This is a genomic window from Mycolicibacterium parafortuitum (genome assembly GCF_002086815.1).
Taxonomy (GTDB): domain Bacteria; phylum Actinomycetota; class Actinomycetes; order Mycobacteriales; family Mycobacteriaceae; genus Mycobacterium; species Mycobacterium parafortuitum.
Map to the genome: position 1 here is coordinate 103,257 of NZ_MVID01000018.1, position 20,505 is coordinate 123,761.

19 protein-coding genes are annotated in these 20,505 nt (G+C 70.8%); 16 read left to right on the forward strand and 3 right to left on the reverse strand.

Translation table 11 applies throughout. The annotated features are described in order from the left end of the window. Positions 1–33: 33 nt before the first annotated feature. Entirely contained in the window at positions 34–585 is a 552-nt protein-coding gene (locus tag BST38_RS18900) for a CGNR zinc finger domain-containing protein (protein ID WP_083144991.1), read from the forward strand. Between the two features lie 44 nt (positions 586–629). Beyond that, positions 630–1,970, forward strand: coding sequence for a type VII secretion protein EccB (eccB, locus tag BST38_RS18905; RefSeq protein WP_083145013.1), 1,341 nt, complete (start codon positions 630–632; stop codon positions 1,968–1,970). On the opposite strand, the gene mycP is transcribed toward eccB, so the two are convergent. Beyond that, on the reverse strand, positions 1,912–3,222 hold the full coding sequence (gene mycP, locus BST38_RS18910) for a type VII secretion-associated serine protease mycosin (RefSeq protein ID WP_083144992.1): 1,311 nt from the start codon (positions 3,220–3,222) through the stop codon (positions 1,912–1,914). The two genes, eccB and mycP, sit on opposite strands and share 59 nt — an antisense overlap. After that, positions 3,219–4,532, reverse strand: a complete 1,314-nt coding sequence (eccD, locus tag BST38_RS18915) for a type VII secretion integral membrane protein EccD (protein WP_083144993.1) — start codon at positions 4,530–4,532, stop codon at positions 3,219–3,221. Before eccD ends, mycP begins: the two co-directional genes overlap by 4 nt. Positions 4,533–4,629: 97 nt before the next feature. On the opposite strand from eccD, the gene eccCa reads away from it, so the two are divergent. From eccCa to BST38_RS18945, 6 genes are all read left to right on the forward strand, one after another. Then, positions 4,630–8,097 carry a type VII secretion protein EccCa gene (gene eccCa, locus BST38_RS18920; RefSeq protein WP_083144994.1) on the forward strand — a complete coding sequence of 1,156 codons (3,468 nt, stop codon included), beginning with the start codon at positions 4,630–4,632 and terminating at the stop codon, positions 8,095–8,097. Continuing rightward, complete coding sequence (locus tag BST38_RS18925) at positions 8,094–9,215, forward strand: type VII secretion-associated protein (protein ID WP_237160839.1); 1,122 nt, start codon at positions 8,094–8,096, stop codon at positions 9,213–9,215. The genes eccCa and BST38_RS18925 overlap by 4 nt, the downstream gene beginning before the upstream one ends. 76 nt (positions 9,216–9,291) lie before the next feature. Beyond that, positions 9,292–9,621 carry a WXG100 family type VII secretion target gene (locus BST38_RS18930; RefSeq protein WP_083144995.1) on the forward strand — a complete coding sequence of 110 codons (330 nt, stop codon included), beginning with the start codon at positions 9,292–9,294 and terminating at the stop codon, positions 9,619–9,621. A 7-nt stretch (positions 9,622–9,628) separates the two neighbouring features. Then, positions 9,629–9,925: a WXG100 family type VII secretion target gene (locus BST38_RS18935; protein ID WP_083144996.1), complete on the forward strand. Its 297-nt coding sequence runs from the start codon at positions 9,629–9,631 to the stop codon at positions 9,923–9,925. A gap of 105 nt (positions 9,926–10,030) precedes the next feature. Then, positions 10,031–11,338 carry a helix-turn-helix domain-containing protein gene (locus BST38_RS18940; RefSeq protein ID WP_083144997.1) on the forward strand — a complete coding sequence of 436 codons (1,308 nt, stop codon included), beginning with the start codon at positions 10,031–10,033 and terminating at the stop codon, positions 11,336–11,338. Positions 11,339–11,453: 115 nt separating this feature from the next. After that, positions 11,454–12,365, forward strand: a complete 912-nt coding sequence (locus tag BST38_RS18945) for an alpha/beta hydrolase (RefSeq protein WP_083144998.1) — start codon at positions 11,454–11,456, stop codon at positions 12,363–12,365. Here the strand turns inward: BST38_RS18945 and BST38_RS18950 are convergent. Next, entirely contained in the window at positions 12,331–12,885 is a 555-nt protein-coding gene (locus BST38_RS18950; protein ID WP_237160840.1) for a TetR/AcrR family transcriptional regulator, read from the reverse strand. The two genes, BST38_RS18945 and BST38_RS18950, sit on opposite strands and share 35 nt — an antisense overlap. A 136-nt stretch (positions 12,886–13,021) precedes the next feature. On the opposite strand from BST38_RS18950, the gene adh reads away from it, so the two are divergent. The 8 genes from adh to BST38_RS18990 all read left to right on the forward strand — a co-directional run. Then, positions 13,022–14,545 carry an aldehyde dehydrogenase gene (gene adh, locus BST38_RS18955; RefSeq protein ID WP_083144999.1) on the forward strand — a complete coding sequence of 508 codons (1,524 nt, stop codon included), beginning with the start codon at positions 13,022–13,024 and terminating at the stop codon, positions 14,543–14,545. 4 nt (positions 14,546–14,549) lie between these two features. Further along, positions 14,550–15,578 (forward strand): alcohol dehydrogenase AdhP, encoded by a 1,029-nt coding sequence (gene adhP / locus BST38_RS18960; protein ID WP_181792006.1) that lies wholly within the window; start codon positions 14,550–14,552, stop codon positions 15,576–15,578. 187 nt (positions 15,579–15,765) lie between these two features. Next, entirely contained in the window at positions 15,766–16,209 is a 444-nt protein-coding gene (gene rplM / locus BST38_RS18965; RefSeq protein WP_083145000.1) for a 50S ribosomal protein L13, read from the forward strand. Positions 16,210–16,244: 35 nt separating this feature from the next. Continuing rightward, positions 16,245–16,748: a 30S ribosomal protein S9 gene (gene rpsI / locus BST38_RS18970; RefSeq protein ID WP_083145018.1), complete on the forward strand. Its 504-nt coding sequence runs from the start codon at positions 16,245–16,247 to the stop codon at positions 16,746–16,748. A 312-nt stretch (positions 16,749–17,060) separates the two neighbouring features. Beyond that, positions 17,061–17,513 carry a hypothetical protein gene (locus tag BST38_RS18975; protein ID WP_083145001.1) on the forward strand — a complete coding sequence of 151 codons (453 nt, stop codon included), beginning with the start codon at positions 17,061–17,063 and terminating at the stop codon, positions 17,511–17,513. 143 nt (positions 17,514–17,656) lie between these two features. Further along, positions 17,657–18,994, forward strand: coding sequence for a phosphoglucosamine mutase (gene glmM, locus BST38_RS18980; RefSeq protein ID WP_083145002.1), 1,338 nt, complete (start codon positions 17,657–17,659; stop codon positions 18,992–18,994). A gap of 36 nt (positions 18,995–19,030) precedes the next feature. After that, a complete protein-coding gene (locus BST38_RS18985) occupies positions 19,031–19,336 on the forward strand; it encodes a type VII secretion target (RefSeq protein ID WP_083145003.1) in 306 nt (101 codons plus the stop codon). A 4-nt stretch (positions 19,337–19,340) separates the two neighbouring features. Then, a partial coding sequence (locus tag BST38_RS18990; RefSeq protein WP_083145004.1) for a hypothetical protein occupies positions 19,341–20,505 on the forward strand: 1,165 nt, incomplete at its 3' end.

Below are 20,505 nucleotides of genomic sequence, written 5' to 3' on the forward strand. Positions count from 1 at the left end.
ATGACGCTACCGCCGAGCCGAGTCAGGAGTCAAATGCTTTTCACCTATGACACCGAGCTCACGCTGCGTGCGGCGAGTGTGCTGATCAACACCAACCGCGTCGACGGCGATCAGCTGGCGGATCTCGCCGCGCTCGACGCGTACCTCGACCACTTCGGCTGGACCGGCCGCCGGGACCACGACGACGCGGAGCTGGCGTCGGTGCACAAGCTGCGCGACCGGCTGGGTCGAATCTGGGGGGCCGCCGACGACGAGGAGCGCGCGGTGGGGCAGGTCAACGCGCTGCTGTCCGATACCAGGGCGTCGCCGTGGCTGACCCGGCACCCCGAGATGCCCGAGTGGCATCTGCACCTGGCGTCCATCCACGACCCGCTGTGGCAACGGATGGGGGCGGAGATGGCGATGGCCCTGGCCGACCTGATCCGCGCCGGGGAACTGCGACGCCTGAAGATCTGTGCCGCCCCGGATTGCGAGGCATCGCTGGTCGACCTGTCCCGCAACCGGTCCGGCAAGTTCTGCGACACCGGCAACTGCGGAAACCGTCAGCACGTCGCGGCCTACCGGGAACGCCGCTCCAACAAGTGATCTGACCCTCCGGCGGCGGCCGATACGCTGGCCGAGGGGTGGTGATGGGAGATCCGAGGGCACGGCTGCAGCTCAGCGGACACCGATTCCTGGCACACCGGATGGCGCACGCGCTTGTGCGCGGCGATACCGGGATGCTCGACGATCCGCTTCGCACGCAATCGATCTCGCTCGCCGCGGGAGCGGTGGCCGCGGTGATCGCCGTCGCGGTCTGCGCGGTGCTGGCCGTGCTGCGGCCCGGCGGCAGCCTCGGTGACGCCCGGATCGTGGTGGTCCGGGAGTCCGGCGCGGTGTACGTCCGGGTCGACGACGTGATGCACCCGGTCTTCAACCTGGCGTCGGCGCGGCTGGTCCTCGGCGAGGCGGCGGCGCCCCGGGTGGTCTCCCAGCGCGCGCTCGAACGCACAGCGACCGGGTCTCAGCTCGGTATTCCCGGTGCGCCCGAACAGATTTCCCCGCCGCTGGGCACCGAGCAGGCTCAGTGGACGGTGTGCGACGGGCAGCAGGGTGCCACGGTGACCGCCGGACCGGCCGCCGGCGCCGCCACGGTGGCCGGCAACGTACTGGTGACCCCGCGCGGGGAGAGCGCGGCGCTGACCTACCTGCTGCACGACGGCAGGCGGTCGCGCGTCGACCTGCGCCACAGCGCCGTCGTACGGGCTTTGAAACTCGACGGTGTTGTGCCACAAGCGGTGTCGCCGGAGTTGCTGGCAGCCGTGCCCGAGGCACCCGCCATCGTCCCGCCGCACATCCCCGGTCGTGGCGCCGCGGGACCCGGCATTCTGCGCGACCAGCCCGTCGGTGCCGTCGTCACGGTCGCACGCGCCGACGGCGGGGCCGGCGACTTCTACGTGGTCCTCGACGGCGGGCTGCAGCGCATCGGCGAGGTCGCCGCGGACCTGATCCGCTTCACCGGCCCGCAGGCGGGCGCGGGTGTCCCGGCGGTCGCGTCCGATGTCGTCGGTGCGGTGCCGGTGGTGACCTCCCTGCCGGTCGGGACATATCCCGAGCATGCCGGGGTGGTCACGGAAGCTGTCGTCTGCGCGGTGTGGAGTCCCGAACGGGGGCAGGATGGATCGCACACCAGGATCCGGGTGGGTGCGCAGGCACCGGCGGGGCCGACCGTCCCGACGGGTCGCAGTCTGTTCGTCCGATCGGTCGGGCTGACCGGTGGCGGGCACAGCAGCGGGTCACTGTTCCTGGTCACCGACACCGGCACGCGCTACGGAATCCGAGACGCCGGCACCGCGACCGCACTGGGTCTGCCCGATGATCCGGTGCCCGCGCCGTGGCCGGTGCTCGCGCTCCTGCCGGCCGGCCCCGAACTCAGCCGCGACGCCGCACTCCGGACAGGAACGTCGCCCCCACCGCAACCGTCGCGGTGAGGGCCAGGCAGATCACCGCGCCGCGCACCGCGGTGGCGCTCTGCGGTGGCACGACGTCGGGTCCGGCGGGAGCGACCGGCGGGCCGCCGCGCGGCGGATCCGGCAGCGCCCCGGGTCCACTGATCGCCGCGAGCGCGTCGACGATTCCGTGTCCGACCACCGGATCCCATCCGGCCGCGGGGCGCCGCGCGGTGTCCTCGATGCGCCGCATCACCTGCCGCGCGGGTAGTTCGGGGAAGCGGGCACGCACCAGCGCCGCGACCGCGGCGACCACCGGCACCGCATAGCTGGTACCGGAGATCGCGGTGCCCGACGGTGTCACGTCGGCCAGGCCGTCGGCGGCCGCGGCCAGGGACACCACGCCCTCACCGACCGCGGCGACGTCGACCCACGGGCCGGCCAGGCTGAACTCGGACGGCGTCCCGTCGGGGCCGACGGAACCGACGGCGAGCACGTACTCGTCGTACCAGGCGGGGCTGGCGACCACGCTGACGTCTCCGGCGCCGGCCGCCTCGCGTGTGTTGTGCTGCGGACACTGACCCGGCCCGCCGACATTGCCTGCCGCGGTCACCACGACGGCGTTGCGGACCTCGACGGCGTAGGACAGCGCGGCGCCCAGCGCACGGTCGTCGAACTCGGAGCCGACCGGCAGGCACGCCACCGTCGAGATGTTGATGACGGTGGCCCCGAGGTCGGCCGCGGTGCGCACGGCCGCGGCCAGTGTCTCGACGTCGCCGACACCACCACCGCCCGGATCGTCGATCGCGTGGAACTTGGTGCTGGACTGGCGGATTGACAGCAGCGACACATCCGGTGCGATACCGGTGAACCCGCCGGGATCGGCCGCGTCGGGGGTGGCCCCGATGATCCCGGCGACGATCGTGCCGTGCCCGTCGCAGTCATGGGTCCCGTCGTGGTGGGACACGAAATCGCCACCGGCCACCAGATGGGGCAGCCTGCGGTGGCGGGCCACCCCGGTATCGATCACCGCGACGGTCTGGCCGGCGCCCCGGGTCAGCGCCCACACGCTGGGCAGGTCGATGCCGGTGAGTTGGCCCGGCGCGGCGGTCGCGGCCGGGGGTGCGGAGATGCAGGCGTTGAACTGGGCGGTGGGGTGCGCCGGGGCGACCGGTCCGGCAGCAGGCAGGCGCAGATCGTCGACCGCGGGCGGGTTCACCGCGGCCGCCACGGGTGCGGTGTGCGTCAGCGCGATCATGCTGACCGCCAGCACCCGGCATGCGCGCACGGTCATGACAGGCTCGCGTCCCGGACCAACCCGTAGACGCCGGACACCCAGCACGCCAACGGCACCACCGCCGCGAGGGCGACGTATTCGCACACCTGCACCGCGTGGCGCGCCGTCGGCGTCAGCGTCGCAGGCCGGCCCGCCCACCGGACACCCGCGGTGCACACCAGCACCGCTGCCGCGCCGATCCACCAACCCTGACCGGGAGCCCAGCACACCACCACCAGCACACCGATCGCCACGGACACGAATCCGCAAGTGATCAGCCATATTCGGCGCAGTGGGTGGGCATGTGAGCCGGCGCGCAGCATCAACGCGATCCCGGCGGCCACGCACAGCCCTGCGGCGACCGGGCCCGGCGCATCAGCCCGCCACGCTGCCGCCCCGACTCCGGCGGACCCGAGTGCGGCCGACAGCGACCAGCCCGCGATCAGGGCGGTCAGAACCCGGTGTGCGCCGGTGGCCTGCGCTTCGCCGACGACCTCCCTCGGCGGCCCCAGCCGGGCCGCCAGGATCGTGATCCTGGGTGCGGCCGCGACGGCGACGAAGGACACGACGAGCAGTGCGGCGCCGACCGTCTGCGGGCGCGGGTCGACGACGGCGCCGACCGACGCGGCGAGCGTCAGTGCGGAGGCCACCGCGGCGAAGCCGAGCAGCTCCCCGCCCCGGCGCGCGGTCCACAGCAGCACTGCGGCCATCGCCAGCGCCGAGGTCGCGCACAACAGCAGCACCGCAGGCGGTGCCGCTCCGGGAACCGCGAGAACCCCTGTCGCGACGGCGAACACGATCGCGGCCGTGTTGAGCACCGAGGCGAGGGCGGGATCGCCGCGTCCGACGGCCACCGACGTGGTGGCGGCGACGGCCGACAGCGCCGCCGCCGACCAGAGATGCCCCCCGTGCCCGGTCGTCAGACCGGACCCGACGAGTGCGACCGCACCCACCAGAACACCGAGAACCCCGACCGCCGTCACCACGGCGGCACGGGCCGCGGTGGTGGTCGTATCGCAGACCGTCGCGACCACAGCGCAGGGTTCGGTGGGCAGCAGGCGCGGGGGAGTGATCGGCGCCGAGGTCATCGTCAGCACGTCACCGTCACGGACGCCGTTGTCGCGCAGAGACAATGGAGGGTCCAACGGCGGTCCGGCCAGCCGGCTCAGGTGCCAGCGGCGGTGCGGTCCCGTGTCCCCCAACACCGTGTCGATGATCGACGGGACCAGCTCACCGACCGGGCGCTGCGCGGGCAGCACCAGATCCACGCTGCGCGATCGGCCCTCCGCGGCGACCTCGACGACGATCCTGCGCAACGTATCCGGCACCGGATCAACGTAACTCGGCCCAGTGCCGGCGCTGTGCACCTTTTCTGGGCACCACTTTCCGGGGAACCCCGGACCGGCCTGGTGCGTCTACTCCTATATGGACACCGGCCGGATGGTCATCGACGCACCCCCGGCCCCACCGGAGCCGACCCGGACGAACCCGCTGGCGCGGCTGATGCCCGTCGCGATGATCGCCGCCATGGGCGGCATGACCGTGCTGTACATGACCTCGACCGACACCGCGACGCGCAGCCCGATGTTCCTGTTCTTCCCGGTGATGATGCTGGTTTCGCTGATCGGCACCCTCGCCTACGGCGGTCGGGGCGCGGGCCGCGCCGGTGAGCTCACCGCACAACGCGCCGAGTACCTGCGGTATCTGGACACCGTCGACGATCTGCTCGCCCGCAGCGCCGAAGCGCAGCACCGCCGACTGCACTGCACCCATCCCGAACCCACATCGCTGTGGACGCTGGCGGGCTCGTCGCGGATGTGGGAACGCGCCGAGGGCGACGGCGATTTCGGCGTGATCCGGATCGGAATCGGCGAGCAACCGTGCGCGATCACGGCGGTGGCACCGGATTTCGGGTCCGCGGACAAAGCCGACCCGGTCACCGCGGACGCCGTGCACCGGATGATCGGCAACCGGTCCGTCGTGCTCGACGTGCCGGTGACGGTCGCGCTGCGCGCGGGCACACGGATCACCGTCACCGGCGACCCGGACACGGCGAGGTCGGTGGTGTCGGCGATGGTGTGTCAGGTCGCCGCGTGGCACCACCCCGACCTGGTGTCCGTGGCGGCACCCCCGGGGCGGGACTGGGACTGGCTGAAATGGTTACCTCACCAACGTGATTCGGAATCCTGTCGGCTTCGTGTCGTCGTCACCGACGGTGTTGCCGCGCCACCGAGTCCGGGCACGTCGATCACCGTCGCCGCCGGCACCGGTGACGTCGGGGTCAGCGTCGACGGCAGTCCGGTCGCGGCCGTCTACGACGTGATGTCACCTGCCGATGCGCTGGCCTTCGCCCGTCGGATCACCGGCCGGCGACGCGATGGGACGGCGCGGCCCCGCGGTCGGCGGGACTGGTGTGCGCTGGCGGGTATCGACGACCCCACCGCGATCGATGTGCGGAGCCGATGGTCACCGCGTTCGGAGTCCGGCCGGCTACGGGCGCCCATCGGGGTGGCCGAGGACGGTTCGGTCGTCGTGCTGGACATCAAGGAGTCCGCCGCCGGCGGCCTGGGGCCGCATGGATTGTGCGTCGGCGCAACAGGTTCGGGGAAGTCGGAGTTTCTGCGCACGCTCGTGCTCGGGATGATCACCGATCACCCGCCGGAGCTCCTCAACCTGGTCCTGGTCGACTTCAAAGGAGGCGCGACCTTCCTCGGTCTGGAGAAGGCCCGGCACGTCTCGGCGGTGATCACCAACCTCGCCGACGAGGCGCCCCTGGTGTCGAGGATGCGTGACGCGCTGTCCGGGGAGATCAATCGCAGGCAGGAGACCCTGCGGGCGGCGGGCAACCTGGCCAACATCGGTGAGTACGCCCGGGCCCGCACCCGCGACGGCGGCCTGCCCCCGCTGCCCGCACTGTTCGTCATCGTCGACGAGTTCTCCGAATTGCTGAGCCGGCATCCCGATTTCGCGGACCTGTTCGTCGCGATCGGCCGCCTGGGTCGGTCGCTGGGCATCCACCTGCTCCTGGCCAGCCAGCGCCTCGACGAGGGTCGACTGCGTGGACTGGAGACGCACCTGTCCTACCGCATCTGTCTCAAGACGTTCTCCGCCGCCGAATCCCGCGCGGTACTCGGGGTGCCGGATGCGTATGCGTTGCCGTCCGAGCCGGGCGCGGCCTACCTGAAGACCGCATCTGGTGAGCTGACCCGCTTTCAGACCGCGTTCGTCTCCGGCGGCTACACCCCGGCGGCCCCGGGGCAGCAGCCCGCGGCCGAGGTGCGGCGCTTCACCCGCTCCGACACCCGACCTGACCCCACGCCGCAGGCGACGGCGTCGCTGCTGGACACGGTCCTCGGGCAGGTGTGCGGCCGCGGCACGGAGGCGCACCGGGTGTGGTTGCCGCCGCTGCGCTGCGCTCCCAGCCTTGCCGAACTGCTGGCCGCCGCACCCGCCCGGCTGCTGAACGTGCCGATCGGCGTGGTGGACCGCCCGTTCGAACAGCGCCAGACACCGCACCTCGTCGACCTGTCCGCGGCGGCGGGCAACGTCGCCGTCGTCGGAGCGCCGCGGGCGGGCAAGTCGACGACACTGCTGACGATGATCACCGCGCTGGCCGCCACACACGACGCCGGTGCGGTGCAGTTCTACTGTCTGGACTTCGGCGGCGGCGAACTGGCCCGGCTGAAAACGCTGCCCCACGTCGGCGCGGTGGCGGGACGGCGCGACGCGGATCTCGCCCGGCGTACCGTCGCGCACGTCGAAGCGGTACTGCGCCAACGGGAATCGGAATCGGCGGGCCGGGACACGCATGTGTTCCTGGTGGTCGACGGGTGGACGACCGTGCGGCAGGACTTCGACGGGCTGGAACCGGCGATCACCGCGCTTGCCGCGCAAGGACTGGCCTACGGCGTCCATGTGGTTCTCGCGGCGTCGCGCTGGGCGGACCTGCGCCCGGCGCTGAAAGACCAGATCGGCACACGCATCGAACTGCGGCTGGGGGATCCGTCCGAATCCGAGATGGATCGCCGGCGCGCCCGGGAGATCGCCGACCGGCCGGTGGGCCACGGCCTCACGCGCGACGGCAGCGAGATGGCGATCGCGGTACCCGACGTGACCGCTGTGCGCACCGGTGCGCACACCGCCCCACCGGTGGAACTGCTGCCCGCCCGTATCGACCGGCGGTCCATCGCGGCCGTCGCACGGCGCGGCGAGGTGCTGCTGGGACTGGGGGAGCGCGACCTGACACCGGTGACACTCGACTTCGACGAGCACCCACATCTGCTGATCCTCGGGGAGAACGAGTGCGGCAAGACCGCGGTGCTGCGCTTGTTGTGCACCGAACTCGAAGCCGCACCACGCGATCTGCGGTTGGAGATCGTCGACGTCCGGCGCACGCTGCTCGGTGTCGTCGAATCCGCGCGGCTCACCGGCTATGCGGTGACGGGCACCGCGGTGACATCGCGGTTGGCCGCGCTGATCGAAACCCTGACCGCGCGAATGCCCGACGAACACGTGACGCAACGGCAGCTGAGGGACCGGTCCTGGTGGTCGGGCCCGGAGCTGTACGTGCTGGTCGACGACTACGACCTGGTGGCGGGCGCCACCGGGAATCCGCTCAACCCACTCGCCGAGTTCCTGCCGCACGCCAAGGACCTCGGGCTGCACCTCATCGTCGCGCGCCGATCCGGCGGAGCGGCGCGGGCGATGTTCGACCCGGTGCTGGCCCGGATGCGCGATATGGGTTGCGCGGGTTTGATGATGAGCGCCACGGCCGACGACGGCGTATTACTGGGCGGCGTCCGGCCTGCCCGGCTGCCTGCCGGACGCGGCACGCTCGTGGTGCGGGGCCGGCAGGACGAGCTGATCCAGGTCGGGTGGGTGGATCCGCCGTGACGACGGTCGTCGAGGTCGGCCCGCACACCCTGCGCGGGCCGTGCCCGGTGCCGGAATCGCTCGCCGCCGCAGCGCTGGACGGCATCGACGATCCCGTCGCACTGGTCGGCGACGAGGCCGTGCCGGTGCCCGAACTGTGGTGTGACGTGCTGCGGACCGCGTGCGGCGACACCGCATCGACAGTGGTCGTGGTCGTCCCGACCTGGTGGCCGGCCGGCCGTGTCGAGGTCGTCGCCACCGCGGCAGCCGGCGTCTTCGCAGATCCCGTCGTCGTGCGGCGGGCGTCGCTGTTCGAGGACGGCGAAGTCACCGTGCTGGAGTTCGCGCCCGATCATGCCGTGATCGTGACGCCGTCCTCCGATCCTGTCGCCGTGGCGCGTGATTCGCCGGACCTGGCGCAGTACCTGCCTGCTGCGGGCTGCGTGCTCGTCGACATCCCGGCCGGTGTCGCTGAACCGTCCCCCGACTTCGTCGCGAAACTGCGCCACCGCGGTATCGGCCTGCGGCGCAGCACACCCCGACTCGTCGAGGCGGCCGCCGCGGCGGTGCTGACCCGACGTTCACCGGTTCCCGTCGAACGAGTGCGCCCGCGGGTATCGCCCCGGATGGCCGCGGTGCTGACCGGTGCCGCGGTGACAGCGGCGGCGGTGGCCGGCGGATGGGCCGCCGAGACGCGCACCGCGTCTGCGCCGGAGGCGACCCGGATGCTCGTCGAGGGGCGGGTCGCCGTCCGGGTACCCGCCCGCTGGACGGCCGAGCGCGTGACGCGCGGTTCCGGGTCGGCGCGGGTACGTGTGAGTGCGCCGAATGGGCTTCCCGCACTGCACATCACGCAATCCGTCGGTGGTGCGGTGGCGCTGCAGGAGGTCGCCGAGTCTCTGCGGCGGGCTCTCGAACTCGAACCGGACGGCGTGTTCACCGACTTCGACCCGGCGGGTGAACGCGCAGGACGGCCGGCGGTGACCTACGTCGAACGACGGTCGGACACCCTGACGCGCTGGGCGGTGCTGACCGACGGCGAGGTACGCATCGCGATCGGATGCCAGGACGAACCATCCCGCGGGCAGCTCGCCCCGGAGTGCGTCGATGCGGTGCGCTCAGCGCACGCCGTGAAATGAATTCGGCTCACACGGAACCGTATTGGCTCACGGCGCGTCCAACTCTATAGACGCAGGAAACGACGAAAGGATCCCCATGACACCGTCAGGTCCACACGGGCCCGCACTGGCCACCGATTTCGAGCTCATGGTGTCGGTGGCCGACAAGACCGACCTCCGCAACGACGAGATCCGCGCGATGCTGCAGCAGTTCATCGGCGCGATGAGCAGTGTGCCGCCGTCGGTGTGGGGCGGTGTCGCCGCGGTGCGTTTCCGGGAGGTGGTGGAGCGGTGGAACGCGGAGTCGGCGAAACTCCATTCCGCTCTGCAGCGCATCGCCCAGACGATCCGTGACAACGAACGCGTCCTGCGCGACGCCGCCGAGGGCCACTCGCAGCGCATCGCTTCCGTCGCGCAGAGTCTGTGAGCCGGCGATGACCGACACCCTGTCCTATGATTTCGGCGAGATCGAGTACGCGGTCCGCCAGGAGATCCATTCCACAGCTTCGCGATTCAATGCCGCGCTCGAGGACCTGCGCGCACAGATCGCCCCGCTGCAGGCCACCTGGACGGCCGATGCCGCCGAGGCGTACCGGATCGAACAGACCCGCTGGGAACAGTCCGCCACCGCGTTGAACGACATCCTGATCAACCTCGGCAACGCGGTGCGCGAGGGTTCCGACGACGTCGCGGCGACCGACCGCAGAGCCGCCAACGCCTGGGGCGCCTGACGCCCCGCCCCGACACTGTGCGGCCCCCGGGAGGAGGGGAGCCGAACGGGGGCCGCACAGTGGTCGCCACGCGCTAGGGTGGTGCGGGACACAGAGGGAACGCCAGTGCCAACTTCGACAAGCTCGACGGGACGGTCGCCCGGCGCACCGTCGCCATCCCGGCTGCGCGCGTTGCACGAGTTGTTCGTCGCCGGCGAGGTCGACGCCGGTTATCTGGACTCCGTCGCTGTGCGCCCGGTGGTCGCGCAGAGTTGGCAGCGCAGCCTGGCCGGCGGCGTCGATCCCGATCTGGACGGTGCCCGCGCCGCCGGGGCCGCGGCCGCCGTCGAGAGACTGCGGCAGACCCATCCGCTGGCTCCCGCACTCCCGGTCATCCGCAGGCTCCTGGTCGACGACGCGGTCGACTCCGGGATCGTCGTCGCGGTCAGCGCCGCCGACGGCACCCTGCTCTGGGTCGAAGGGGACCCCGCCGCATGCCGGCGGGCCGAGGCGATGAACTTCGTGCCCGGCGCCGACTGGAGCGAACGCGGTGCAGGCACCAACGCCCCGGGAACCGCGCTGGCCGTGGACCGGGAGCTGCAGATCCACGGATCGGAACACTTCTCCCGCATCGTCCAGCCGTGGAGTTGCACGGCCGCCCCGGTGCACGACCCGACCACCGGTGCGCTGCTGGGCGCCATCGACCTGACCGGCGGAAGCGACGTCGCGACCGGGCAGACCCTGGCGCTGGTCCGCGCCACGGCCATGGCCGTGGAGAACCACCTCGCACTGCTGCGGCTCACCGGCATCGGGGCCGAACCGGCCACCCGGAAACCCCACCTGGTCGTATTGGGCGGTGACCGGCCCCGCTGGGTCACCACCGACGGCAACGGCCATCTGCAGACCACCCACCTGACCGGCAGGCACGCCGACATCCTGGTGCTGCTCAGCCGCCATCCCGAGGGGCTGTCCGCCGACCACCTCGCCGTGCTGCTCGACGAGAAGGACCTCGATGTCGTCACCGTGCGCGCCGAGATGTCGCGGCTGCGCAAGGTGATCGGTGCCGAACACCTCGGGTCGCGGCCGTACCGACTGCGGACACCGATCACCAGCGACCTCGGCGAGGTGTTCGACGCGCTGGACGCCGCCGACGTCGAAACCGCGCTGAACCGCTATCCCGGCCCGCTGCTGACGCAGTCGGTATCCCCGGCGATCGCGCGACTGCGCACCCAGCTGTCGGTCACGCTGCGCGCCGCGGTGCTGGCCGAGAGCGCTCAGGGGCGTGCCGAGCTGTTGCGCCGCTGGCTCGAGCTCCCCGAGGGGCGCGACGACCGTGACGGTTGGCAGGCACTGCGCGACAGCGCCGGTGTCACCGCGCTGGCACGTGCGCAGGCCCGCGGCCACCTCGCGGGTCTCGACCACGAGCTCGGGTGAAACCTGAGCACCGCGGGGAAACCGCAGGTCGAGCCGGGAGGGAACGCGAGTTGTCAAAGCCTGCATCATGATTCGACCATGGGTGTCATGGGCGGGTTGTCATGAGCGGGGTGTCATGAGCGTCGACAGCTACGCCCGGTTCCTCCCCGAGGCCTACACCGACGGCTGGACCCCGCCGGTCAGCACCTGGTGGCCGTGGCAAGGCCGCTCCGTGCAGATCGCCCGCGCCGCGGTCCCCGACGCACGGCTGCGTGTGATGGTCATCCACGGCGGCGGGGGCTACAGCGGTGCGCTGTGGCCTCTGGCGTCCGTCGCCGCGGGGGACGGGGTCGAGGTGCTGGCGCCGGACCTGCCGCTCTACGGCGACACCGTGGACCCCGACCCCGCCGGGGTGCGCTACGCCGATTGGGTGGCGCTGCTGTGCGATCTGGTCCAGGCGGAGCGCGCGGCGGACCCCCGCCCGCTGATCCTGTTCGGCGCCAGCATGGGCGGGATGCTGGCCTATGAGGCCGCCGCCCGGACCGGGCAGGTCGCCGCGGTGGTGGCGACCTGCCTGCTGGACATGTCCGACCCCGCCGCACGCGCGGCGGCGACCAGGTTCGCGTGGCTGGGACGGCCGGCCCCCGCCCTGCTGCGCGCGCTCGAACCGGTCCTCGGGCGCGTCCGGTTGCCGATCCGCTGGCTCGCCGACATGGCCGCGATGAGCACCGATCCGCGGCTGTCGAGGCTGTGTGCATCCGACCCGCGCGGCGGCGGCGCCCGCGTCCCGCTGGGATTCCTGGCCGACTGGATGACCTATGCGCACACCGCGCCCGAGGACTACACCGGAGCGCCGGTCACCCTCGTCGCGCCGGCCGCGGACGCCTGGACCCCGCCCGAGCTCAGTATCCGCTTCCTGCAACGGATCTCGGCGCCGACCGAGGTGGTGATGCTGGAGGGCTGCGGTCACTTCCCGGTCGAGGAGCCCGGTCTGACCCAGATGCGGGACGCGCTCACGCAGGTGGCGGCGCGAGTCGCGCCACGGTGACCATCAACGCGTCCAGCGCATCCTCGGCGTGGTACCCGTGGCGGGTCATCACCCGGTGCAGTTGCGCATCGATCGCGTGCACCAGCGTGCGTGCCGTCCAGTCCACGTCGTCGCCGCCGCGCCCGCAGCGCTTCAGATGGAACGCGACCTCGTCGCAGATGCGGTCCTCGAAGCCCTGCAGCGCCTCCAGTCGGTCCTGATCCACGGGGACCATGCGGTGCAGCAGGGCGTGCAGTCGGGGCCGGTCGCCGTGCAACCGGAGGACCGCATCGAGCACCGTGCGCATCGCCGCGTCGAACGGCGGCGTCTGCGTCCGCAACTCCGCGAACACCTCGGTCAGCTTCCGGTCGGCCTCGCGCACGTGCCGCTCGGCGAGGGCGTCCAGCAGCGCGAACTTGTCCGGGAAGTACTGGTAGAGGGTGCCGATCGACAACCCGGCCCGTTCGGCGATCCGGTTCGTCGTCGCGCCGATGCCCTCCCGGGAGAACACCTGTGCGGCGGCCTCCACCAGCGTGTTCACCGTGTCTCGGGAACGCTGTTGGCGGGGTCTGCGGCGTGGTTCGGAGATGCCGGAAATTCTGGCCGACGATGCAACCGTGCTGCAACGGTGACGCGCGTACGTTTGGTGACGCAGACCACACCACGCAGGAGGATCCATGACTGTCTACGCCCGTCCCGGCGCCGACGGCTCCCTGATGTCGTTCAAGCCCCGCTACGACAACTACATCGGCGGCCAGTGGGTCGCGCCCAACGCCGGCCGCTACTTCGAGAACCCGACCCCGGTCACCGGCCAGCCGTTCACCGAGGTCGCCCGCTCCGACGACAGCGACATCGAGAAGGCCCTCGACGCCGCCCACGCCGCGGCGCCGGCGTGGGGTAAGACCTCGGCCGCCGAGCGTGCCGTGATCTTGAACAAGATCGCCGACCGCATCGAGGAGAACCTCGAATCCATCGCGCTGGCCGAGTCCTGGGACAACGGCAAGCCGATCCGCGAGACCCTCAACGCCGATATCCCGTTGGCGGTGGACCACTTCCGCTACTTCGCCGGCGCGATCCGCGCGCAGGAGGGGTCGCTGAGCGAGATCGACGACGACACCGTCGCCTATCACTTCCACGAGCCGCTCGGCGTGGTCGGCCAGATCATCCCGTGGAACTTCCCGATCCTGATGGCGGTCTGGAAGCTCGCCCCGGCCCTGGCCGCGGGCAACGCCGTGGTGCTCAAGCCCGCCGAGCAGACCCCGGCGTCGATCCTGTACCTGATGGAGATCATCGGCGACCTGCTGCCCGGCGGCGTCGTGAACGTGGTCAACGGGTTCGGGGTCGAGGCGGGCAAGCCGCTGGCCTCCAGCAACCGGATCGCCAAGATCGCGTTCACCGGTGAGACCACCACCGGCCGGCTGATCATGCAATACGCCTCGCAGAACCTGATCCCGGTCACCCTGGAGCTCGGCGGCAAGAGCCCGAACATCTTCTTCAACGACGTGCTCGCCGCCAACGACAGCTACCAGGACAAGGCGCTGGAGGGCTTCACGATGTTCGCCCTCAACCAGGGCGAGGTGTGCACCTGCCCGTCGCGTTCGCTGATCCAGGCCGACATCTACGACGATTTCCTCGCGCTGGCGGCGATCCGCACCAAGGCCGTCCGGCAGGGCGATCCGCTGGACACCGAGACGATGATCGGTGCGCAGGCCTCCAACGACCAGCTGGAGAAGATCCTGTCCTACATCGAGATCGGCAAGAGCGAAGGCGCCCAGGTCCTCACCGGGGGTGAGCGGGCGCAGCTCGGCGGCGATCTGAACGGCGGGTACTACGTCGCCCCGACGATCTTCACCGGCAACAACTCGATGCGGGTCTTCCAGGAGGAGATCTTCGGCCCGGTCGTGGCCGTCACGTCGTTCACCGATTACGACGACGCCATCCGCATCGCCAACGACACCCTCTACGGTCTCGGCGCCGGGGTGTGGAGCCGCAACGGCAACACCGCCTACCGCGCCGGCCGTGACATCAAGGCGGGCCGGGTGTGGACGAACTGCTATCACCAGTACCCCGCCCACGCGGCGTTCGGCGGATACAAGCAGTCCGGCATCGGCCGCGAGAACCACAAGATGATGCTCGACCACTACCAGCAGACCAAGAATCTGCTGGTCAGCTACAGCGACCAGGCCCTCGGGTTCTTCTGAGCCGATGACCGACAACACGATGCGCGCCGCCGTCGTCACCGGGTTCGGTGAACCGCTGGTGATCGAAGACCGCGATCTGCCCCAGCCCGGTCCCGGCGAGGCGTTGGTCAAGTTGGTGACGTCCGGCGTATGCCATACGGATCTGCATGCCGCACACGGTGATTGGCCGGTGAAGCCGTCGCCGCCGTTCATCCCCGGGCACGAGGGTTTCGGCACCGTCGTCGCCGTCGGCGACGGCGTCGAGGACCTGGCCCCGGGGGACATGGTCGGCAACGCCTGGCTGTGGTCGGCCTGCGGGGTGTGCGAGTACTGCCGCACCGGGTGGGAGACGCTGTGCGAGAGCCAGCGCAACGGCGGCTACAGCGTGGACGGCAGCTTCGGCACCTACATGCTCGTCGACGCGGCGTTCGCCGCCCGGATCCCCGACGGCGTCGATCCCGTCGAGGTCGCGCCGATCCTGTGCGCGGGTGTCACCGTGTACAAGGGCCTCAAGGTCACCAACACGCGACCCGGCCAGTGGGTGGCGATCTCGGGGATCGGCGGGCTCGGCCACGTCGCGGTGCAGTATGCCAGGGCGATGGGTCTGCGGGTCGTGGCGATCGACGTCGACGACTCCAAACTCGACCTCGCGACGCGACTGGGTGCGGAGGTGGTGGTCAACGCGCGCACCGCCGACGTGGTCGCCGAGGTGCAACGGGCCACCGGCGGAACGCACGGAGTGCTGGTCACCGCCGTGCACCGGGAGGCGTTCGGCCAGGCGATCGGGCTGGCGCGGCGCGGCGGCACCATCGTCTTCGTCGGCCTGCCGCCAGGCGATTTCCCGGCCCCGATCTTCGACATCGTGCTCAAGGCGCTGACGATCCGCGGCTCGATCGTCGGCACCCGTCAGGACATGGTGGAGGCGATCGACTTCTTCGCCCGCGGGCTCGTGCATCCGACCGTGCACACGACGCGACTGGACGACATCAACGACGTGTTCGACAGAATGGAACGCGGGCAGATCGACGGACGGGTCGTCATCGACTACCGCTAGCGCGTTTTGACCTGCGCGGATATCAGTAGGTAAGCTGCCTCGTTGGCGTGCGCCGGCCTTCGGGCCTTCGGTCGCCTCGGGTCCCCGCCGGTCGCCGAGGCATTCTTGCAGCACACGCTTGACCGGCACCCGGGCCACCGGGATCACACACCCGAGCAGATGCTCGAACAGAGATAGAGGTAGCGCTGTGTCTACGTACACGCCGAAGGCGGGTGACACCACGCGTTCGTGGTACGTCATCGACGCCACGGACGTGGTGCTCGGCCGGCTCGCCACGGAAGCAGCCAAGCTGCTGCGCGGCAAGCACAAGCCGACGTTCACGCCCAATGTCGACAGTGGCGATTTCGTCGTCATCATCAACGCCGAGAAGATCGCCCTCAGTGGCGACAAGCTCACCAAGAAGTTCGCCTACAGCCACTCGGGTTACCCCGGCGGTCTGCGCAAGCGCACGATCGGCGATCTGCTGGCCAAGCATCCGGCCCGCGTCGTCGAGAACGCGATCATCGGCATGCTTCCGCACAATAAGCTGAGCCGTCAGGTCCAGAAGAAGCTGAAGGTTTACGCGGGTCCGGAGCATCCGCATGCCGCGCAGCAGCCGATTCCGTTCGAGATCAAGCAGGTGGCCCAGTGACCGAAGCTGAATACACCGACGTCGAGGGCACCGAGGTGGCCGAGGCTGTCGAAACGCAGGCCGTCGAGGCGGATTCCTTCGAGACCGCGGCCGTCGAGACAGAGACCTACAGCGACGCCGAGTACGAGGCCCCGCGCGAGCCGGTCCTGATCGACCGTCCCATCCAGACCGTCGGCCGCCGCAAGGAAGCCGTCGTCCGGGTGCGCCTGGTTCCCGGCACCGGCCAGTTCAACCTGGACGGCCGCACGCTGGAGAACTACTTCCCGAACAAGGTGCACCAGCAGCTCATCAAGGCGCCGCTGGTGACCGTCGATCGCGTCGAGCAGTTCGACATCTTCGCCCACCTCGATGGTGGCGGCCCGTCGGGCCAGGCCGGCGCGCTGCGCCTGGCCATCGCCCGCGCCCTGATCCTGGTGCAGCCGGAGGACCGGCCCGCACTGAAGAAGGCCGGCTTCCTGACTCGCGACCCGCGAGCCATCGAGCGCAAGAAGTACGGACTCAAGAAGGCGCGCAAGGCGCCTCAGTACAGCAAGCGCTGATCGCTTCACATCCCGACGCCCGGTGGCTCCTCGCGAGCCGCCGGGCGTTCGGCGTTCTGGGGTCGAATCGACACCCGGAACGACGAATGTGGCCCGTGACACAGAGCGAATTCAGGGAATCTGTTCGGTGCTGTGCACAGGGGAAAGACGCGAATAGTTAATTAGCTGAATTCGCTTTACCGGCTTTTCCGGGGGACCGGGGTTGTATTCGCCGATCGAACTGGGCAACCCTCGAATTCGAAGCCAGGACGCGAGTTCAGCGTCGGCAGGCCGTTCCTGCCTCATGGCTTCAGAACTGCAAAGGAGTGATTGATGAGCTTCGTCAAGAACGCCGCAGCGGGTGCTGTCTTCGGTGGATCCCTGCTTTTCACCGCCGGACTCGGAATGGCGCAGGCGCAGCCTGTGGATACTCCGGATGGTCTCGTGAATCTTTCCGTCGGCGACGTGACCCTGCTGCAGGGCGTCACCGCTGACACCGCCGCGACCGCGGCCAGCGCCCTGTGTGGCGTCGAGGCGACCGATGTCAGCGCCCTGGCCGGCCAGGTCGACGACGAGGGCACCGCGCAGACGGTGTGCTCGGGTCTGCCGGGCGGCGACCTGGTGGTCGCCCAGAACGCCACGTCGGCCGAGAGCGCGCCGGCGGACGAGGGCGCCGCTGAGGACAGTGAGAGCGGAAGCGCCACCCAGAGCCCGACCGGCTCGGGTGAGGGCTTCGAGCCGCCCGCCGCACCGGGCTCCGAAGAGGAGTCCAGCAGCGAAGGGTAATTGAGCCCGAACTCAGCTCGAACTCACCGCCCGTACCCCACGCCGGGGTGCGGGCGGTGAGCCGTTTTCCGGTCCGCACGGGCCATAATCGGCGCGGGTGCGCAAATTGGCTCGTGGGCCCCCGGGTGTGAGAGGTTGTCACGATGGCTCGACTGTTCGGCACCGACGGCGTGCGCGGTGTCGCCAATTCCGAACTCTCCCCCGAACTGGCGACAGCCCTGGGGTCGGCCGCGGCGCGGCGGCTGACGAGAACCACGGGCACCGGGCGACGGATTGCTGTGGTCGGCCGCGACCCCCGCGCCAGCGGCGAGATGCTGGAAGCCGCCGTGATCGCCGGGATCGCCAGCGAGGGCGTCGACACGCTGCGCGTCGGCATCCTGCCGACACCCGCGGTCGCGTACCTGACCAGTGCCTACGACGCCGACTTCGGCGTGATGATCTCGGCGTCGCACAACCCGATGCCCGACAACGGCATCAAGATTTTCGGTCCCGGCGGCCACAAGCTCGACGACGCCACCGAGGACCGCATCGAGGAGCTGGTCCACCAGGGGCCCGGCGCACGCCCGACCGGCGCCGGCATCGGCCGGGTGATCGACGCCGAGGATGCGCTGGAGCGCTATTTGCGCCACGTCGGTAAAGCGGCCACCACCCGGCTGGACGCGCTGACGGTGGTCGTCGACTGCGCGCACGGCGCTGCCTCGCTGGCGGCCCCCCGCGCCTACCGGGCCGCCGGAGCGAACGTGATCCCGATCCACGCCGCACCCGACGGTCTGAACATCAACGACGGCTGTGGCTCGACGCACATGGACTCGCTGCGGTCCGCGGTGGTGTCCTACGGCGCCGACCTGGGGCTGGCGCACGACGGCGACGCCGACCGGTGCCTGGCGGTGGACGCCCACGGGCGCGTCATCGACGGCGACGCCATCATGGTCGTGCTCGCGCTGGCGATGCAGGACAGCGGCGAGCTGGCCGACAACACCCTGGTCGCGACCGTGATGAGCAACATGGGCCTGCACCTGGCGATGCGTGCGGCCGGCATCGCGGTGCGCACCACCGGGGTCGGGGACCGGTACGTGCTCGAAGAGCTGCGGTCCGGAGGGTTCTCCCTCGGTGGAGAGCAGTCCGGCCACATCGTGCTGCCGTCGTTCGGCACCACCGGCGACGGGATCGTCACCGGGCTGCGGCTGATGGCCCGGATGGCGCAGACGGGGCGCAGCCTCGCGCAGTTGGCCGAACCGATGCAGACCCTGCCGCAGGTGCTGATCAATGTCGAGGTCAACGACAAGACGACGGTTGCCGACGCCCCGTCCGTGCGTGACGCTGTCGCACAGGTCGAGGCCGAACTCGGGGATTCCGGACGAATCCTGTTGCGTCCCTCGGGCACCGAACAGGTGGTCCGGGTGATGGTGGAGGCCGCCGACGAGGACACCGCCCGCCAGATGGCGGTCCGTGTCGCGGATTCGGTCACCGCCGAAAGCTGACGGAACCGGACAGCGCGCTGCCGCGTCCTACCTGGTATGGGAACGGTGAGCGCGGCACGCGTCGACACGGCTGCGGTCCGCGCGATCGCGCGCGAATACGACACGGTCGCCGCGATCGTCGACGACGTGGTGCGCCGTCATCTCGGCGACGTCGAGTTCGGTGCGGCCTCGGCCGGCCGCGCCTACGCCGCTCACGGTGACACGGTGCGGGAAGCACTTGCCGGCCTTGCGGTTTCGCTGCGGCAGTGGTCCCGCGCGGCGACCGAGATCTCGGTGGCCCTGCGCGCTGCCGCCGACCGCTACGAGGACGCCGACGCACGCGCCGCCGGGCTGGTGGGGTAGCACGATGGCCGAAACGCTGGATGTGGCAGCACAGTTGGCGCATGGACGGTCCGCTGTCGAGACGATCGCCCGCTACGTGTGGGCGTGCAAGCATCTCGGCTACGAGCACGCCGACCTCACGGTGCATCCAGGCCAGCTGGCCGACTGGTACGGCACCGAGGACGGGATGGACCTCGGTGCGCTGCAGCGGTGCGGTGCGGCGCTGGAGGGTGCGGGCCGCTCGGTGCGGGACGCGCTGGCCGTCCAGGACCGTCAGCGTGCCGAGATCGCCGCGGCGTGGCAGGGTTCCGGCGCCGCTGCCGCGCGGGATTTCCTTCGGCGGCACGGGGATTCCGCGGCGGCCGTCGCCACGGCGATCCATACCGCCGCCGGCGCGGTCGCCGCGCTGCGCGACGAGCTGTGGTCCGCGGTGGACAGAAAGGTCGACGCCGTCATCGAGGTCGACGAACGTGCGGCCGGTTCCAGAGCCGAATGGTCTGCTGCGGCGACGACGGTCACGACCGGGGCCGGTGATGTCGCGGCAGCCAGTGAACTCGTCGACCAGGCGGTGAAGCCGTTCGTGGACAGCGCTGTTCGAGGCGACTGGCTGGCCGCGATGCGTGCCGCGGTGGGTGCGGTGAACCAGGCCTACGAGCGTGCGATCGCCGCCATCGAGCCGGGATCCCCGCCGGTGTTCGACGTCCCCGGTGATCTGGGGCCGGTCGGCAGCCCCGGTCTCCCCGCACCCACAGCCCCGCTCGCGTCCACAGTCCCGGCCGCGTGGAGCGCACCACCCTCGCCCCCGGCTGCCGCCCCCGCACCCGCACCCGCGCCGCTGGTGGACGCCGCACCCGTCGCACCGCAGCCACCGCCGTCGCTCGGATCGATGGGTTCGGGGCTGCCCGACATCGGGGGAGGCCTGTCGGGGCTCGGACAGCAGTTCGCCGACGCGCTGAGCGGGCTGCTCGGTGGCAGCGGCGGCGCCGAGATCCCTGAGCCGCCGGAAATCGAGGACCTGGACGAGGAACCCGACGAAGAAACCGAGGAGGAACTCGACGAGGAGGAGGAACTCGACGAGGATGAGGCCGACGCGGAAACCGAGGAAGAACCCGGCGAGGAGCCCGAACCCGAGCCCGAACCAGAACCAGAACCCGAACCCGCGGACACCCTGCCCCCGCCCCCTCCACCGG

Coding starts and splice junctions, on each gene's coding strand:
- adhP (WP_181792006.1), top strand. CDS start 14,550: ATGACCGACAACACGATGCGCGCCGCCGTCGTCACCGGGTTCGGTGAA.
- adh (WP_083144999.1), top strand. CDS start 13,022: ATGACTGTCTACGCCCGTCCCGGCGCCGACGGCTCCCTGATGTCGTTC.
- mycP (WP_083144992.1), bottom strand. CDS start 3,222: ATGACCGTGCGCGCATGCCGGGTGCTGGCGGTCAGCATGATCGCGCTG.
- eccB (WP_083145013.1), top strand. CDS start 630: ATGGGAGATCCGAGGGCACGGCTGCAGCTCAGCGGACACCGATTCCTG.
- BST38_RS18930 (WP_083144995.1), top strand. CDS start 9,292: ATGACACCGTCAGGTCCACACGGGCCCGCACTGGCCACCGATTTCGAG.
- BST38_RS18945 (WP_083144998.1), top strand. CDS start 11,454: ATGAGCGTCGACAGCTACGCCCGGTTCCTCCCCGAGGCCTACACCGAC.
- BST38_RS18985 (WP_083145003.1), top strand. CDS start 19,031: ATGGGAACGGTGAGCGCGGCACGCGTCGACACGGCTGCGGTCCGCGCG.
- glmM (WP_083145002.1), top strand. CDS start 17,657: ATGGCTCGACTGTTCGGCACCGACGGCGTGCGCGGTGTCGCCAATTCC.
- BST38_RS18975 (WP_083145001.1), top strand. CDS start 17,061: ATGAGCTTCGTCAAGAACGCCGCAGCGGGTGCTGTCTTCGGTGGATCC.
- BST38_RS18900 (WP_083144991.1), top strand. CDS start 34: ATGCTTTTCACCTATGACACCGAGCTCACGCTGCGTGCGGCGAGTGTG.
- BST38_RS18935 (WP_083144996.1), top strand. CDS start 9,629: ATGACCGACACCCTGTCCTATGATTTCGGCGAGATCGAGTACGCGGTC.
- eccCa (WP_083144994.1), top strand. CDS start 4,630: ATGGACACCGGCCGGATGGTCATCGACGCACCCCCGGCCCCACCGGAG.